Origin of the sequence: Sporosarcina contaminans (assembly GCF_042679045.1) — a bacterium.
GTDB classification, from domain to species: Bacteria; Bacillota; Bacilli; order Bacillales_A; family Planococcaceae; genus Sporosarcina; species Sporosarcina contaminans.
On sequence record NZ_JBHTLT010000008.1, the window covers coordinates 1 to 13,675 of the forward strand.

Annotated in this window: 15 protein-coding genes; 7 read left to right on the forward strand and 8 right to left on the reverse strand. The window is 39.1% G+C overall.

Going from position 1 to position 13,675, the window contains the following annotated elements:
- The 3 genes from ACFQ38_RS01240 to ACFQ38_RS01250 all read left to right on the forward strand — a co-directional run.
- A partial coding sequence (locus ACFQ38_RS01240; protein WP_408020203.1) for a Mu transposase domain-containing protein occupies positions 1-617 on the forward strand: 617 nt, incomplete at its 5' end.
- Positions 618-621: 4 nt separating this feature from the next.
- Complete coding sequence (gene istB, locus ACFQ38_RS01245; protein ID WP_381479587.1) at positions 622-1,398, forward strand: IS21-like element helper ATPase IstB; 777 nt, start codon at positions 622-624, stop codon at positions 1,396-1,398.
- A gap of 620 nt (positions 1,399-2,018) precedes the next feature.
- Positions 2,019-2,147: a GGDEF domain-containing protein gene (locus tag ACFQ38_RS01250; RefSeq protein WP_381479594.1), complete on the forward strand. Its 129-nt coding sequence runs from the start codon at positions 2,019-2,021 to the stop codon at positions 2,145-2,147.
- 85 nt (positions 2,148-2,232) lie between these two features.
- Here ACFQ38_RS01250 and ACFQ38_RS01255 read toward each other — a convergent pair whose 3' ends face one another.
- The gene (locus ACFQ38_RS01255; RefSeq protein ID WP_381479588.1) at positions 2,233-3,930 is read right to left on the reverse strand and encodes a M3 family oligoendopeptidase; all 1,698 of its coding nucleotides are present in this window, start codon (positions 3,928-3,930) and stop codon (positions 2,233-2,235) included.
- Between the two features lie 172 nt (positions 3,931-4,102).
- On the opposite strand from ACFQ38_RS01255, the gene ACFQ38_RS01260 reads away from it, so the two are divergent.
- Both ACFQ38_RS01260 and ACFQ38_RS01265 read left to right on the forward strand, forming a co-directional pair.
- Positions 4,103-4,387, forward strand: a complete 285-nt coding sequence (locus tag ACFQ38_RS01260) for a DUF6509 family protein (protein WP_381479589.1) — start codon at positions 4,103-4,105, stop codon at positions 4,385-4,387.
- A 396-nt stretch (positions 4,388-4,783) separates the two neighbouring features.
- Positions 4,784-5,767, forward strand: coding sequence for an NAD(P)/FAD-dependent oxidoreductase (locus ACFQ38_RS01265; RefSeq protein ID WP_336823440.1), 984 nt, complete (start codon positions 4,784-4,786; stop codon positions 5,765-5,767).
- 376 nt (positions 5,768-6,143) lie between these two features.
- Here the strand turns inward: ACFQ38_RS01265 and ACFQ38_RS01270 are convergent, their stop codons facing one another.
- The 3 genes from ACFQ38_RS01270 to ACFQ38_RS01280 form a co-directional block, all read right to left on the reverse strand.
- Positions 6,144-7,244, reverse strand: coding sequence for a DUF1648 domain-containing protein (locus ACFQ38_RS01270; RefSeq protein ID WP_336823439.1), 1,101 nt, complete (start codon positions 7,242-7,244; stop codon positions 6,144-6,146).
- A gap of 2 nt (positions 7,245-7,246) precedes the next feature.
- On the reverse strand, positions 7,247-7,630 hold the full coding sequence (locus tag ACFQ38_RS01275; RefSeq protein WP_336823438.1) for a GntR family transcriptional regulator: 384 nt from the start codon (positions 7,628-7,630) through the stop codon (positions 7,247-7,249).
- A gap of 303 nt (positions 7,631-7,933) precedes the next feature.
- Positions 7,934-9,445, reverse strand: coding sequence for a polysaccharide deacetylase family protein (locus tag ACFQ38_RS01280; RefSeq protein WP_381479590.1), 1,512 nt, complete (start codon positions 9,443-9,445; stop codon positions 7,934-7,936).
- A 540-nt stretch (positions 9,446-9,985) separates the two neighbouring features.
- On the opposite strand from ACFQ38_RS01280, the gene trhO reads away from it, so the two are divergent.
- Positions 9,986-10,957 (forward strand): oxygen-dependent tRNA uridine(34) hydroxylase TrhO, encoded by a 972-nt coding sequence (trhO, locus tag ACFQ38_RS01285; RefSeq protein ID WP_381479591.1) that lies wholly within the window; start codon positions 9,986-9,988, stop codon positions 10,955-10,957.
- A gap of 37 nt (positions 10,958-10,994) precedes the next feature.
- Here trhO and ACFQ38_RS01290 read toward each other — a convergent pair whose 3' ends face one another.
- The 3 genes from ACFQ38_RS01290 to ACFQ38_RS01300 form a co-directional block, all read right to left on the reverse strand.
- Positions 10,995-11,189, reverse strand: a complete 195-nt coding sequence (locus tag ACFQ38_RS01290) for a hypothetical protein (protein ID WP_381479592.1) — start codon at positions 11,187-11,189, stop codon at positions 10,995-10,997.
- A 258-nt stretch (positions 11,190-11,447) separates the two neighbouring features.
- Complete coding sequence (locus tag ACFQ38_RS01295; RefSeq protein ID WP_381479593.1) at positions 11,448-11,930, reverse strand: hypothetical protein; 483 nt, start codon at positions 11,928-11,930, stop codon at positions 11,448-11,450.
- A 1-nt stretch (position 11,931) separates the two neighbouring features.
- On the reverse strand, positions 11,932-12,132 hold the full coding sequence (locus ACFQ38_RS01300) for a helix-turn-helix transcriptional regulator (protein WP_336823433.1): 201 nt from the start codon (positions 12,130-12,132) through the stop codon (positions 11,932-11,934).
- A gap of 167 nt (positions 12,133-12,299) precedes the next feature.
- Between ACFQ38_RS01300 and ACFQ38_RS01305 the strand changes: the two genes are divergently transcribed.
- The gene (locus ACFQ38_RS01305; protein WP_336823432.1) at positions 12,300-13,118 is read left to right on the forward strand and encodes a DUF368 domain-containing protein; all 819 of its coding nucleotides are present in this window, start codon (positions 12,300-12,302) and stop codon (positions 13,116-13,118) included.
- Positions 13,119-13,142: 24 nt separating this feature from the next.
- Here ACFQ38_RS01305 and ACFQ38_RS01310 read toward each other — a convergent pair whose 3' ends face one another.
- Positions 13,143-13,484 (reverse strand): DUF5658 family protein, encoded by a 342-nt coding sequence (locus ACFQ38_RS01310; RefSeq protein WP_336823431.1) that lies wholly within the window; start codon positions 13,482-13,484, stop codon positions 13,143-13,145.
- Positions 13,485-13,675 lie beyond the last annotated feature (191 nt).

Below are 13,675 nucleotides of genomic sequence, written 5' to 3' on the forward strand. Positions count from 1 at the left end.
TATCCTATTATGGAGTTATTCCGAAAGCCTGCAAGCCTTATCGGGCGCAGACAAAAGGAAAAGTAGAGAGGGCTGTAGCTTATTTAAAATCAAATTTCCTTAAGCGTCGCCTACCTGAAAACCTGGAAGATTTGAATTCAGAAGTGCGTAAATGGCTGGATGAGGTGGTTCACAAAAAACGCAATCAAACGACGCAACAACGCCCATGTGATCGGTTCGAGGAAGAGCGTGCGCTTTTGATTCCATGGAATACAAAACCGCTGTATCAAGTAAGACAATGGGAACTCCGGGAAGTGAGTAAGGATTGTTTTATTTCCTATCAGCAGAATAAGTATTCAGTGCCGTATCGATATGCGGGACAGCAAGTGAAGGTACATGAAACGAATGAAGGAATGCTTGAACTATACGACGAGTATGAACGGATAGCCGTACATCCGCTACTAGATGGCAGACATCAAGTGACTATGAATGCCGAGCATTATCAAGGGCTACCGGGAACAGAAAAAGAGCAGGAAAAGAATCTACATGGTTTGGCGACCCCAGATTCCCCTACTCCAATACCGACCGTTGAAAGTCGATCGTTAGCAATATACGCTGCGCTCGAGGAAGGAGAATAAGGTTATGCATTCATCAATACTCGAAGAACGCTTAAAAGCGCTCGGGTGGCAGCAGACAGCCCAGCAACTAGATGAACTAGTCGAGAGTGCCTCTGCCAATACTTTATCATATTTTGACTTTCTTGACACCCTGGTAAAACAGGAATGGGAACATCGAGAATCAGAGGCTTTGGCCAAACGAATTCGCAAAGCAAAATTTCCGTATACAAAAACGATCCATGAATTCGACTTTAGCTTTCAGCCTAGTATTAGTGAGCGACGCGTCAAAGAGACTTGTACCTGCCGTTTTATCGCAAATGGAGAAAACCGCATCATACTCGGCCCACCGGGGGTGGGAAAGACACATCTCGCCATCGGGTTTGGGTTAGAAGCGTTAGCCAAAGGTTACAACGTCTTGTTTATTACGGCCAATGAGTTAGGAGAGCAATGTCAAAAGGCTTCACAAAAAGGCACACTATCGTATTTAATGAAGCGTTTATGTAAACCAGATCTCATTATTTTGGATGAAGTCGGATATTTCGACTTTGACGAAGTCACAGCCAATCTGTTTTTTCAAATCGTTTCTAAGCGATATGAAAAAGGGGCTATGATCATTACTTCAAATAAATCCTATTTGGAATGGGGAAAAACATTTGGGGATGATGTTTTAGCAACAGCGATTTTAGATCGTCTCCTACATCACTCCGTAACCTTTAGCATTAAAGGCGATTCATATCGCATGGAAGAGAAAAGGAAGGCTGGGGTGTTCCCTTTGCCTTCAGCTGCTGAATCGTTAAAGTGAGGAATTTTAGTCCGGCGTTTTTGGGGAATTTTAACCCGGTATTGACAAAGAAATCTTAACACTAATCGTCACCTATAAAAACCTTCGCTTCTATATTCATTTAGTTGTATTACCATGCATAGGAAGTTTGAGGAAAACACACAAGCCCGTTGCCACCCTCATAAACGATAGTTAATGCTATGTAATCGTTTCAACAAGGTCATGAAGCCTAAATAGCACAATGTAATTGTCATGCAACACAATGCTGTGTATGAACATACACACCGCGCTCTCAACATAAAATTATTTGCTCAAAATATAAATGTAACGCAATACAGCCATATCAATGGCTATCTTGCAAATTACTACGATATCAATGCAAAACATAATAGAGGGGATTTTGATTGTTTGGGAATTAAAGAAATAGCTCTTCTATAAGTTGAATGGAAAATAGATAGAGAGATCATACCTATGCTTTCTTTATAAACGCACAAAAAAGCCATTCCCCACAGGGAATGGCCCAGACTGTAGACAAAAGGGTTGGAAATCGAATTGATTTCCAACCCTTTTGTCAATTATGAAGTTATTTTAACGGAAAAAGGCCTTTTTATCTCGTAATATTAGCTTNTATACATACATCCATAAGCATAGGCGCAGCTTTATCATGTAAGGAAGATGATTTTGATTCACTCTATAAAAAAGCGGATGAGGCATTGTATAAGTCTAAGGAGAACGGAAAAAATCAATACACATTATATAGCTGTTCCTAAAGCAAAGGGCTTACATTCAAATGTGGGTGTTTGTAAAAAGCTGAGGGCGTTGCAAATATTGCAACGCCCCTCAACCATTCATACATTATAATGATTTATCGTCAACGTTGTTCAACCAAGATTCAATCGTTCCGATGACCGACTCCACGCAACCATCTTCGAATGGGGAAATTAAATTTGCTTCTTTCACAAGCTCAGTAAAAGACTTTGATCCGCCTAATTTACATAAGTGCACATAATCTTTCCATGCACTTTCACGATCTTCAAGTGAGCGTTTCCAAAATTGGAATGCACAAATTTGTGCCAAAGTGTAATCGATGTAGTAAAAGGGCACTTCGTAAATATGTCCTTGGCGTTGCCATACTGCTCCGGATTCCAAATAAGGAATACCGTCATAATCACGCATCGGCAAGTATTTCCGCTCAAGTTCTTTCCATGCTTCCTTTCTTTCCGCAGGCGTCATTTCAGGGTTTTCGTAAATAATATGCTGGAATTCATCCACCGCAACGCCGTACGGCAAGAAAAGCAGGCCGCTGCTTAAATGTGCAAATTTATATTTCTCTGTGTCTTCTTTAAAAAATAACTCCATCCAAGGCCAAGTAAAGAACTCCATACTCATGGAATGGATTTCTGCGCCTTCATGGGTCGGCCAGACGTATTCAGGAATGCCGATATTGCGGCTGCTGTACACTTGGAATGCGTGACCTGCTTCATGGGTCAGAACGTCGATATCTCCGGAAGTGCCGTTAAAGTTGGAGAAGATGAAAGGCGAATCGTAATTGTCGATAAAAGTGCAATAGCCCCCAGCTTCCTTCCCTTTTTTTGCTTCCAAATCAAGGAGATGCTTATCGGTCATATACTTGAAAAACTCATCCGTCTCAGGGGAAAGCTCGGCATACATTTTCTTGCCGTTTTCCACGATCCATTCTGGAGAGCCTTTCGGAGTTGCATTGCCTGTTAGGAAATTCAATGATTGGTCGTAAAATTTCAATTGGTCAACGCCGATCCGTTCAGCTTGCCGTTCGTATAATTTGTTCGCGAGAGGAACGATATGTTCCAAAACTTGGTCGCGGAATTTCTTTACCATTTTCGCGTCATAGTCGATCCGGCTCATTCTCGCATAGCCTAATTCAATAAAGTTTTCAAACCCTAATGTTGTCGCCATTTCATGACGAACTTTTACGAGATCATCATAAATCCGATCGAATTGCTCGCCATTCTCCGCGTAAAATGAAGTAGAAGCTTCCATCGCGGATTTTCGGACTGAACGGTCTGTCGACTCCATATACGGCCCCATTTGCGCTAACGTTAACGTCTTGCCGTCAAATTCGATTTGAGCGGAAGCGACTAACTTGGCGTATTCCGAAGTCAACTTATTTTCCTTTTGCAACAAAGGAAGGATTTCCGGTGAAAAGGACTTAATTTCGTTGTCAGCCAATGCGAATAATTGAGGACCCCATTGTTCTTCAAGCTCTTTGCGATAAGGCGTCGAAACGAGTTCCTTATAATAGGGAATGAACAACTCTTGAAACTCAGGCCCGATTTCATCGAAATAATCTCTTTCCTTTTGATAAAATTCGTCATTTGTATCAATGGATGACCGAATGTACATCAAATTCGATTGCGTAGAATAATCACTGCCGATTGCATTGATTTTTTGGATTACATCATTTTGCTCCTCATAGGAAGCAGCATTTCTGAACCGCTCAAGCAATTCATTGAATTCTTTTTTGATCGTTTCCATATTTGGTCTTTTGTATTCGAAATCTTCAAACTTCAACAATTGTTATACCCCCAAATAGTTATAGTAACGCCTTACTCCATTGTTAATCAATTGTAATGAAATTGCAAAAGATATTTTCCGAAATGATAGGTAAAAGGCAGAATAATCCCTTTTGCGGGGTGAAATATTGTAAGATAGTATTGAAAAGACGATAGTGAGGATGAGGTTTATAATGGAAATAATCGAGTATAGTGTAGAGGAATTAATCGACCCGACTGGAATACTTACAGGCAGAAGGTTTGAATTTATGCTTTATATACTGTTTGATGAAGAAGATGAGCTTTATGAAGAGCAAGGAACAGGTTTGCGTGTCCTTTACGCAGTAGATGGCGATCAGGAGAAAATTGCTTCCTACCATTTCTTCGAGCGCGCAACAGACAAAATTCTTGATTTTGAATTGGAAGATGAGGAAGAAGCTTTCATAGCGCATTTTTGCAAAGAGCATATTGAAAAGTAAAGACAGAGCTATTTATTAGGATGCACATCTATGACCTATGCTTTAAGAAATACAGTAGGAAGGGACTGATCACCTTTCCCTGCACTGAGTAATCTGTGTATGCTTAAATGGGGAAGGGGCTGCAGCTCTTTATTTATTATACAATTAGCTCGAAAACTAAATCCTTAAAGAGCAATACATACATCTGGGTATAGAATACTATGAAAATAGTATGAACATCCAAAAAATTAAGTTATTTCTTATGGAAGGAACCTTATAAAAATAATTGATAATCGAATCAAAATATGTGTGTTTTATTGAAAAATGATAGATAATGTGTAGAGTAGATAAGTAAGAGTGTATGATGAAGATTTTAGTCCTCATCTAAAAAGTCGAAAAAAATTGGAGTGTATATAGATGAATAATGAGATTGTCGATATTACTATAATCGGTGGGGGACCTACTGGACTTTTCGCATCTTTTTATGCCGGCATGCGGGAGATGTCGGTGAAAATCATTGATAGCTTGCCCCAATTGGGCGGTCAGCTTATTGAACTCTATCCGGATAAATATATTTATGATGTTGGTGGATTCCCGAAAATTTTAGCGAAAGATCTTGTTGCTAACTTAGTGACGCAAGCTCACTATGCAAAACCTGAAATCCATTTAGGAGAAACTGCATTGTCGGTAACTCGGGACGGCGATCATTTCATCCTTCAAACAGATAAAGGCGTTCATTTAACAAAAACAATTTTATTGACCGCGGGCATCGGCGCGTTCCAACCAAGAAAAATCGGCTTAGCTGAAGAGGCTGATTTTGAAGGCAATACTTTGCATTACGGCATAAAGGATCTTTCTATGTTCAATGGTCGCAATGTGTTAGTTTGCGGTGGAGGAGACTCTGCTGTTGACTGGGCATTAATGTTGGAAGATATTGCGGAAAGCGTATCCTTAGTGCATCGCCGCGAGCGTTTTACTGCACATGAAACGAGTGTTAACCAACTAATGGCTTCGAAAGTAAATGTATTAACATCGCGTGCAGTGAAAGCGATTGAAGGGGAAAACGGTGCTGTAAGTGAAGTTGTACTTGCACAGAAAGACGGCACTGAAGAGCGCATGAGCATCGATCATGTAATCGTAAACTATGGTAATATTTCTTCTTTAGGCGCAATAAAAGAATGGGGTCTTGAAATGGACCGCAATTCCATCATCGTCAATTCAAGAATGGAAACGAATATTGAAGGCATCTATGCAGCCGGAGATGTAACAAGCTATGACGGCAAAGTGAAACTGATCGCTGTCGGTCTTGGCGAAGCACCAGTGGCTGTCAACCACGCAAAAGCGTATATCGATCCGAAAGCAAGACTGCAGCCATTGCACAGCACAAGCGTATTTAATTGATTAAGAAAACCGGAGTGGAAATACAACCATTCCGGTTTTATTTATTGCGCAAATTTAATAATGCGACTACGCTCTAGAAAGACGAATACGTATTATGTTTGACGAACTGCTTTCAAACGCGTAAAGCTACAAAAACGTATAAACATCATACGAATAAAATGTTCGAACTGCGCATAATCCTGTTAATTAATCGTATATTCAAGGTGATTTGCGCATAGCTGAACTGTGTGCACGCAAAAATTCATGAGCAGGCAGGAAATAGCCCAATTCAGATCTCACACCCTTGTTTATTCAATTCAAAGTTTATCACACTATTTTCCATAGCAACGAATCGCAAAAATCCCACTCCAAACAACCTCGTTTGGGGTGGGATTTGTTATAGAAAGGCAGTAATAATTAAAATGAGAGCAAGCGGTACAAAAATAATTAAATAGCCAATTGGATTGCCGAAATTTATTGTCCAGCCAATACCAAATCTCTTCTCAACGAAAATGGATGGGTCCTCTTTATTAATATAAAAGACACCTGCTTTCCAATAGCGGTCATCATCGAAGTCAGTTACGCCTTCAATTGGCTCTTCTTCCTCAACTGGAATACGAGCACCGCCTTGGCCAACTTTAAACGCATAAATGACAGTTGCCAACAGAATGACGAAAAGGAATCCGAACGGCATGGAAATCATAAATACAGAACTGACAATGTCTTCATGGATCGTTGTTATATGCAGGAAAGAAGTAAGGATTGTTGTAGCTAATGATGTTAAAAAGAGAAAGTAGCTCGTATATTTTCGAAAAGACAATTGTTGCACTTTCGATGAGCTGCGTTTAGCTGGATTTAATCGAATTCCGGATTTTTTAGTCGTTGCATTAACTCCGATCATCATTCCTTGCATAATGAATGAAATGAGCAGCAGCGCAATTACGGAAAACGGGTTTTTCTCAGTGAATGCATCCGGTTGGCCATTTGGACCCCAATGGGTGGGTATTAAGTCTGGCATCGCCTCATATTGCGTAGCTGTATAAGCGATGAGCCCAATTGTGATGATCATAGGCAACGCAAAAATATAGTTTGGCAGCATTTCATCGTTTGAATGGCTTGTGAGATCAGCAATACGGACTTTTTTCAAGTTTGCACCCCAGCTTTGCTCCTTTTTTCTTTTTGTAGTCCGTATGTGAAAGTATACATATAGCCCCATACTAACAAGTAAAACGCTCAGTTGGGAAGCGACGCCAGATAAGATGATGCTTTCTTCACTGCTATTATTGAGACCGAAAATTAATAAAGTGATGATAGCGATGATGCCAGTCATCATAACGAAAAAAGAATAACGCTTTTTATAAGTCATTAATACAGAATCTTCTGTATGGCCTTCAGGTATCGTTACTCCAAAGACAATATGGGGCTTTAGTAAATAGGGAATTGCTGCCTGCAGCCCAACAATAAACAGAATGCAAGCAATTAATATCATTAATACCATTCTTATTCCTCCATAATTTCTGATTTAAGAGAAGTCGTTAAAGCATGAATTTCTTCCTGAGTCATTCCATATACAATTGCCTCTGCAATCAATGGCTTCAGCAATAGGGCGAGCTGGTTTATGCTTTCCGTATTCGTTCCTTTATCTGGCTGCACTTTAATAACAGCGCCAGATTTCGGAATGATATCAATGATTTTTTTCTTTTCCAATTCATGATAGGCTTTATTGACTGTGTGCATATTGACACCTAAGTCTGCTGCTAAGGAACGGACAGAAGGCAATGTATCTTGCGGTTTTAATCTTCCTTTTGCAATCAATTCAATTAGTTGCTGTGCCAATTGGGTATAAATAGGTATATCCGAATCTGGTTCAATTTGGATTAACATTGCGATGCCTCCGTTCTGTTCTAATGTTATTATAACAAAGTCGGAAGTAATTGAAAAGCAGGCGGAGCATGATTTCTCCACAAGAAAGCCTTAAGGATACGAGATCCTTAAGGCGTAAAGTAATTTAATAGATGAATTCCTCAAGTATATCTTGAAAATGCTTCTTATGTAGAAGGTGCAGTGAACATTTGTAAGACCAACCTGCAATACCTCGTGAAATTCACCACAATTAAAAAGATGCCTAAATTCCGCATAGGATGCAGAAACTTAGGCAAATTGAATTCTTCATAGTTTGGTTCACGATTAATCTAATTCAGAGACAGTGACAAATGTGTATCCTTCAGCTTCCAAATAATTGAGTACATCTTCAAGGCCATCGGCAGTAGATTGGTGAATGTCATGCATTAGAATGGTGCTGCCGTCTTTTACATTGCCTTTTACAATTTCAAGCAGCTTATTTGCATTTCGATGTTTCCAATCAAGTGTATCGACATCCCAAAGTGTGACTGGCAAATCCGTTTGAGCTCTGACAGATTGATTTACTGCGCCATACGGAGGCCTGAACGACTTTGCTTGTTCTCCCGTCACTTCTTCAATGATTTTTGATGTGTTTGCAATTTCTTTGCGAACCCGATCTGCGTTCAATTTCGTCAAGTCGGGGTGATTCCAAGTGTGATTTCCTAATTCATGTCCAGCTTCCATAACGGCTTTCGCCAGTTCTGGATAATATTCAACACGACTTCCTAACATAAAGAAAGTTGCTTTTGCATCATGACGAGCCAACACTTCTAAAATTTGCTTAGTCACTTTCGGATCCGGTCCATCATCAAATGTTAAAGCTACTTTTTTCTCTACATTTTCTATAGGTGTTTCTGCGTCTTTCGTAGAATCTTGATCGTCAGAGACTTTTTCATCATCTCGTTCAACTTTTTCTGATTGTTTTCCTTCCTCGCCATTATGATCAATCGGATTTGAAGCATCGGTATCTTGATTTTGCGGTTGATGTTCAGGCAATTGATACTCATCGCTAATAATGCCTTTTAAACGATCGAGCGGAATGTTAATGATTGCAGGTCCTACTGATTCTTCAGCAATTGTTGCAGGATCGAAGTAGAATAGTAAAGCTTCGTCAGTCAATGCAAAGTTATTGAAGTTCCGCCAAGAAGGTTCTGTGCGTAAATGAATTTCATCAATTAATAGATGATTTTTTAATGATTCATCCTCGTAAATAGCTTCACGTAAAAGAGTAGATAAAGCAGATAATTTTTCAAGGTCGTGAGCAAATAGATCAGCTATCGTAAAACGTTCACCAGTTTTCGGATTCAAATGGAATGAACGAATTTCCATAACACCGTTTTGATCATCACTGAAACTACTACTATTAAATAATACGAAAGAATAGTTGCCTGAATGATGGAGCAATGTTTCGAAAGCAATATTTAATTCTCCCGTAACATCGTCATTTTTAGCCGTTTTTTTCTCCGAATCATTTATGTATTGTTCGCGTATATCAGTTATGTACTTAGTCACTTCTTCATTAAATTCAGAATGAATACTTTGCGGATATTGAATCGCAAATGGCGTTCTTTTGTCGTTCGACGTTTCAATAATGATTTTGATGCCAGGGTAGTTGGAAGCGATTTGGTCTACAATGACTGGCACTGGTCTATGTTCCTCTTTCTTTTCCGAAGCGTTTGACTGATGATCGGTCGGCTTCATAAATAAAAAGACAGCGAATGCTGTTAAAGAAAGAATAGCTACCGAGAAAATAATATCAATCCAGGCTGAGCGGGCTTTGCGGCGTGGTCTTTTCATGCTTAGGGTCTCCTTTTATGTATTCTATTCTGTTAGACGGGCAATTGTAGGGAATAGTTTCGAAGAAATGGGAGATTTGTCGATTCTTCTTGTAATCAATTATACATGAATTATATTAACAGTTAAATGGCAATTCTTCTATGGAAAAAAATGAATGGTTTCTAGGCAGTGATTAACACGTGCCATTTAGGCAATACGTCTTTTTAAAAAAACTTTTTTGTGCTATACTATATAGCGCCCGGATCTTGCAAATGCGGGTTAGCTGTTGTGTTTACAATCGAATAGTAGAACTTGAATCGGCATGAATTCTCTACTTTTATAAGTGGCAGGATAAATGCTCCTTTGCGTTGTCGAAATTAGAGGAAATTCCTAATTCAATGCTGATCAAGTTAAGCTTTTAGCGGATGCCACAGGTGTAAAAGGCAAGTTTTTGCCTTTATTCGAATGAATTCATATGTTATTCCGCTGAAGCAATGATTGATACAAATCCCGGCTGTTATCCCTATTGCAAAGAGAAAAAACAGAAGGTGGTTAAACGAAATGGAAAAAGGCAATTATAGGGTTTTATTATTCTACAAATATGTAGAAATTGAAGATCCTGAAACATTTACTGCAGAACATTTGGCATTTTGTAAGGAATTAGGATTAAAGGGCCGCATACTTATCGGCTCTGAAGGTATTAACGGTACTTGTTCCGGAACAATTGAACAAACCGATGCTTACATGAAAAAAATGCATGAAGATGAAAGGTTTAAAGATCTTTGGTTTAAAATTGACGAAGCTGACGGACATGCATTCAAAAAGATGCATGTGCGCCATAGAAAAGAGATCGTCAATTTAAGCCTTGACGAAGATATAAATCCATTAGAGCTGACAGGCGAATATTTGGAGCCAGCGGAATTTTTAGAACAAATGCAAGATGAGAATACCATTGTTTTAGATGCAAGAAATGATTATGAATATGACTTAGGACACTTTAGGGGAGCAGTACGGCCGGACATCGAAACATTCCGCGAGCTTCCACAGTGGATTGAAGAAAATAGAGAGATGTTTGAAGGCAAGAAAATTTTAGCGTATTGCACAGGTGGCATTCGTTGTGAAAAATTCACTGGTTGGTTAAAACGCGAAGGGTTCGAAGACGTTGCACACTTGCACGGAGGAATTGTCACATACGGAAAAGACCCAGTAGCGAAAGGGCAGCTATGGGACGGGAAATGTTACGTCTTTGACGAAAGAATTGCTGTTCCGATCAATCAAGTAGAGCACGTTGTCGTAGGGCGTGATCATTTCGACGGGACACCTTGCGAACGATATGTGAACTGCGCAAATCCAGAGTGCAATGCGAAAATCCTTTGCTCTGAGGAAAACGAGCATTTCTACATGAGAAGCTGTTCAGATGCTTGCCGTACGCATCCTCGCAACCGTTATTTCATTGAAAACAATATGACGGTTGAAGAATTCAATGAGCGACTTGAAGCAATCGAAAAAGCGAAGCAAAAAGAATTAGTGTAAAAGATGAGCACCGTTCAGAGCGTCTGAACGGTGTTTTTTATACGCTGTAATAATGTCTGTAGGAAATGTAAAACGCAATCAACCCTGTAATTGGAATGATGGCGATGCTAAAAAAGATGGCAGGTATTTGGATTGTTTGTTCTAAGAGAGTGAAAACTGCCGCTAAGCCGATTACGATAAAGGAAACGACAAACATAGACGAAAATGCAATTTTGTATGCTTCGCCATTCACTTCCTTTTCCCGTTCATCAGACGGATTCAGCGCGGGAATGATGTGGCCATTATATAATATTAATCCACCACTAGTTTTGCTAATCTTTCTTTGGTGAAAATGCATAACTACGATTGTGAGAACAAAAAGAATCCGAAGTACTAGTTTGGTAGTTGTAGAAAAATGCTCTGTCCCAAACTCAGTAACGCTGAGCATTTGTAACCCAAACGTAATGACTAATACAATCCGTCCCCATTTGTCCCCATTTGTTATCCCTCCTTATTTATACTGGTGCACTTTAAAACTAATAAGATATGTGATTAAGCCGACGATCGGGATCGAAGCAGTAGCAAATATCGGATACCAAGGGTAGTCTAAGAAATAATTCGGAATGAACATATAGGATCCAATAACGATTAGCGAGTAAATTAATAAAACAGCAAAGGCGTAACTAACGGACTTTCTCGTAATATCGACAGTCCGCTCATCTGTCACGTCATATTCGAACGTTAAAAATGATTTTACCTCAGCATTTTTGTTTCTTTTCACAACGATGAGCTGAATGATATTCGCCAGTAAAAATAACACCGAAACCACAGCAAACAAATTGCCGTAAAAAGGACTAATGTACACTTCGAAGCCATCGATGATGCCTCTTTCCATCTGGATGAAATACTGTTCGATTTTAATATAATCGTACACCATTAATGCAGTCGAAATAAGAAACATCGCACGTAAGAAAACAGCAATCGTCACTTTCAATTCATGAATCCTCCTTTGTAAATATTTCTTCAATCGGCATTTGGAACACTTCTGAAAGGTTCATTGCCAACAGCAGGGAAGGGATATAGCTTCCTTTTTCCAGCGCTACGATTGTTTGTCGTGTCACACCGACCCTTTCAGCTAATTCACCTTGCGTAAAATGATGTCTTGCTCGCAATTCTTTTACTTTATTTGTGATCACCCAAACTCACTCCTAATGAGTAAACTACTTACATGTATAGTAAACCATACATAATGTAAAGTCAACTATACAAATGTTTGAATCGTCTCATTTTATTTCAAACGCCTCTTTTAAGTCGTAAAATGTTATAATATGAACATTGAATTGATATTGGAGGATTTGAATTTATGGAATGGAAGAATATATATCGCGGATTTTTAATCGGAATCAGCGATTTAATCCCTGGAGTGAGTGGAGGTACGATCGCATTCATTCTTGGTATATACGATCGGCTTTTAGTATCCATTAGTGGTTTTTTCAGTAGGGAATGGAAAAAGCATATTCGCTTTTTGCTGCCGCTTGCAATTGGTATTGGACTTACATTATTGCTTTTTAGCAAGCTAATCGATTTTCTTCTGAAAAATTACCATCAGCCGACCCAATTTTTCTTTTTAGGTTTGATAATCGGGGTAATTCCTTTTATTTCAAAACAAGCGAAAGTGACAAAGAATTTTCGTTTCGGTCACTTTATTCTACTATTGCTTGTAGGTGCGGCTTTAGCATCAACAGCATTCATTAAACCTGAAGACGCTAGCGTCATTACGTCGTTAACATTTCAAAATACAATAGGGCTGTTCTTGGCAGGATGGGCAGGCAGTATGGCGATGTTATTGCCTGGAGTGAGTGGATCTTTTGTCCTTTTATTGTTAGGCGTCTATGGAACGGCAATCAATGCGCTGTCCACTTTGAATATTCCGATCATCATTGTAATTGGTGCAGGCGTCATTGTAGGATTTATCGTGAGTAGTAAGGCGATACATTACTTGCTTGGTCGTTTTACAAATAGTATGTTTGCGATTATTTTAGGTCTAATTGTCGGTTCGATTTTTGTGATTTATCCTGGCATCCCAGAAAGTGGAACACCTTTTGTTATGAGTGTAATTGCGTTCATTACAGGACTGATTGTAGCGAACATGTTTAACTCTGCAGACACATCAACGACATAAAAAATAATCGGCTGAGTAAGCGACTCAGCCGATTTTTAATGAGATTAAAATGATCCAAAGTAAATGACTCGACAAAATGATTACGTATAGGATGAGTGCGCCGATCATCATAAAGCGTAGATAGAGCTTTGGCTGCAAAATTGTAGATAAGTATAGTAAAGAGAGCGGCAATAGTGTTTTAACTACATAGAATAAAAGTATACTACTATTATATATGCTTCTCATAAACGGATTTGCCTCTTGAATAAATCCATTGCGCAAACCGATATCGGTGAAAATAGCATCTAATAAGCATAAACAAAACAAAAGAAAGCTTATATTGTACATTCGCTGTCTTGCATTTGGAAGGGTTTTTACATTTTCCATATCCCATCATCCTTTTAAGATTATCTTGTAGCTACTATAGGATAGGTAAACAATACAGTATTTATTCGAGGCAAAAAAATAAATAAAAAAGGGGCTGTCCAGAAAGTCAGTGTAAACTGATTTTCTGTGATAGTCCCTTTCTGGTTGGAGAATAAATGGGGAACCCCTGACAACCGTCGCTTTCCGTTCCA

What these genes read in the sequence shown, in the direction of transcription:
- ACFQ38_RS01265 (WP_336823440.1), top strand. Translation starts at nt 4,784, where the DNA reads ATGAATAATGAGATTGTCGATATTACTATAATCGGTGGGGGACCTACT.
- trhO (WP_381479591.1), top strand. Translation starts at nt 9,986, where the DNA reads ATGGAAAAAGGCAATTATAGGGTTTTATTATTCTACAAATATGTAGAA.
- ACFQ38_RS01260 (WP_381479589.1), top strand. Translation starts at nt 4,103, where the DNA reads ATGGAAATAATCGAGTATAGTGTAGAGGAATTAATCGACCCGACTGGA.
- ACFQ38_RS01270 (WP_336823439.1), bottom strand. Translation starts at nt 7,244, where the DNA reads ATGGTATTAATGATATTAATTGCTTGCATTCTGTTTATTGTTGGGCTG.
- ACFQ38_RS01275 (WP_336823438.1), bottom strand. Translation starts at nt 7,630, where the DNA reads ATGTTAATCCAAATTGAACCAGATTCGGATATACCTATTTATACCCAA.
- istB (WP_381479587.1), top strand. Translation starts at nt 622, where the DNA reads ATGCATTCATCAATACTCGAAGAACGCTTAAAAGCGCTCGGGTGGCAG.
- ACFQ38_RS01310 (WP_336823431.1), bottom strand. Translation starts at nt 13,484, where the DNA reads ATGGAAAATGTAAAAACCCTTCCAAATGCAAGACAGCGAATGTACAAT.
- ACFQ38_RS01305 (WP_336823432.1), top strand. Translation starts at nt 12,300, where the DNA reads ATGGAATGGAAGAATATATATCGCGGATTTTTAATCGGAATCAGCGAT.
- ACFQ38_RS01280 (WP_381479590.1), bottom strand. Translation starts at nt 9,445, where the DNA reads ATGAAAAGACCACGCCGCAAAGCCCGCTCAGCCTGGATTGATATTATT.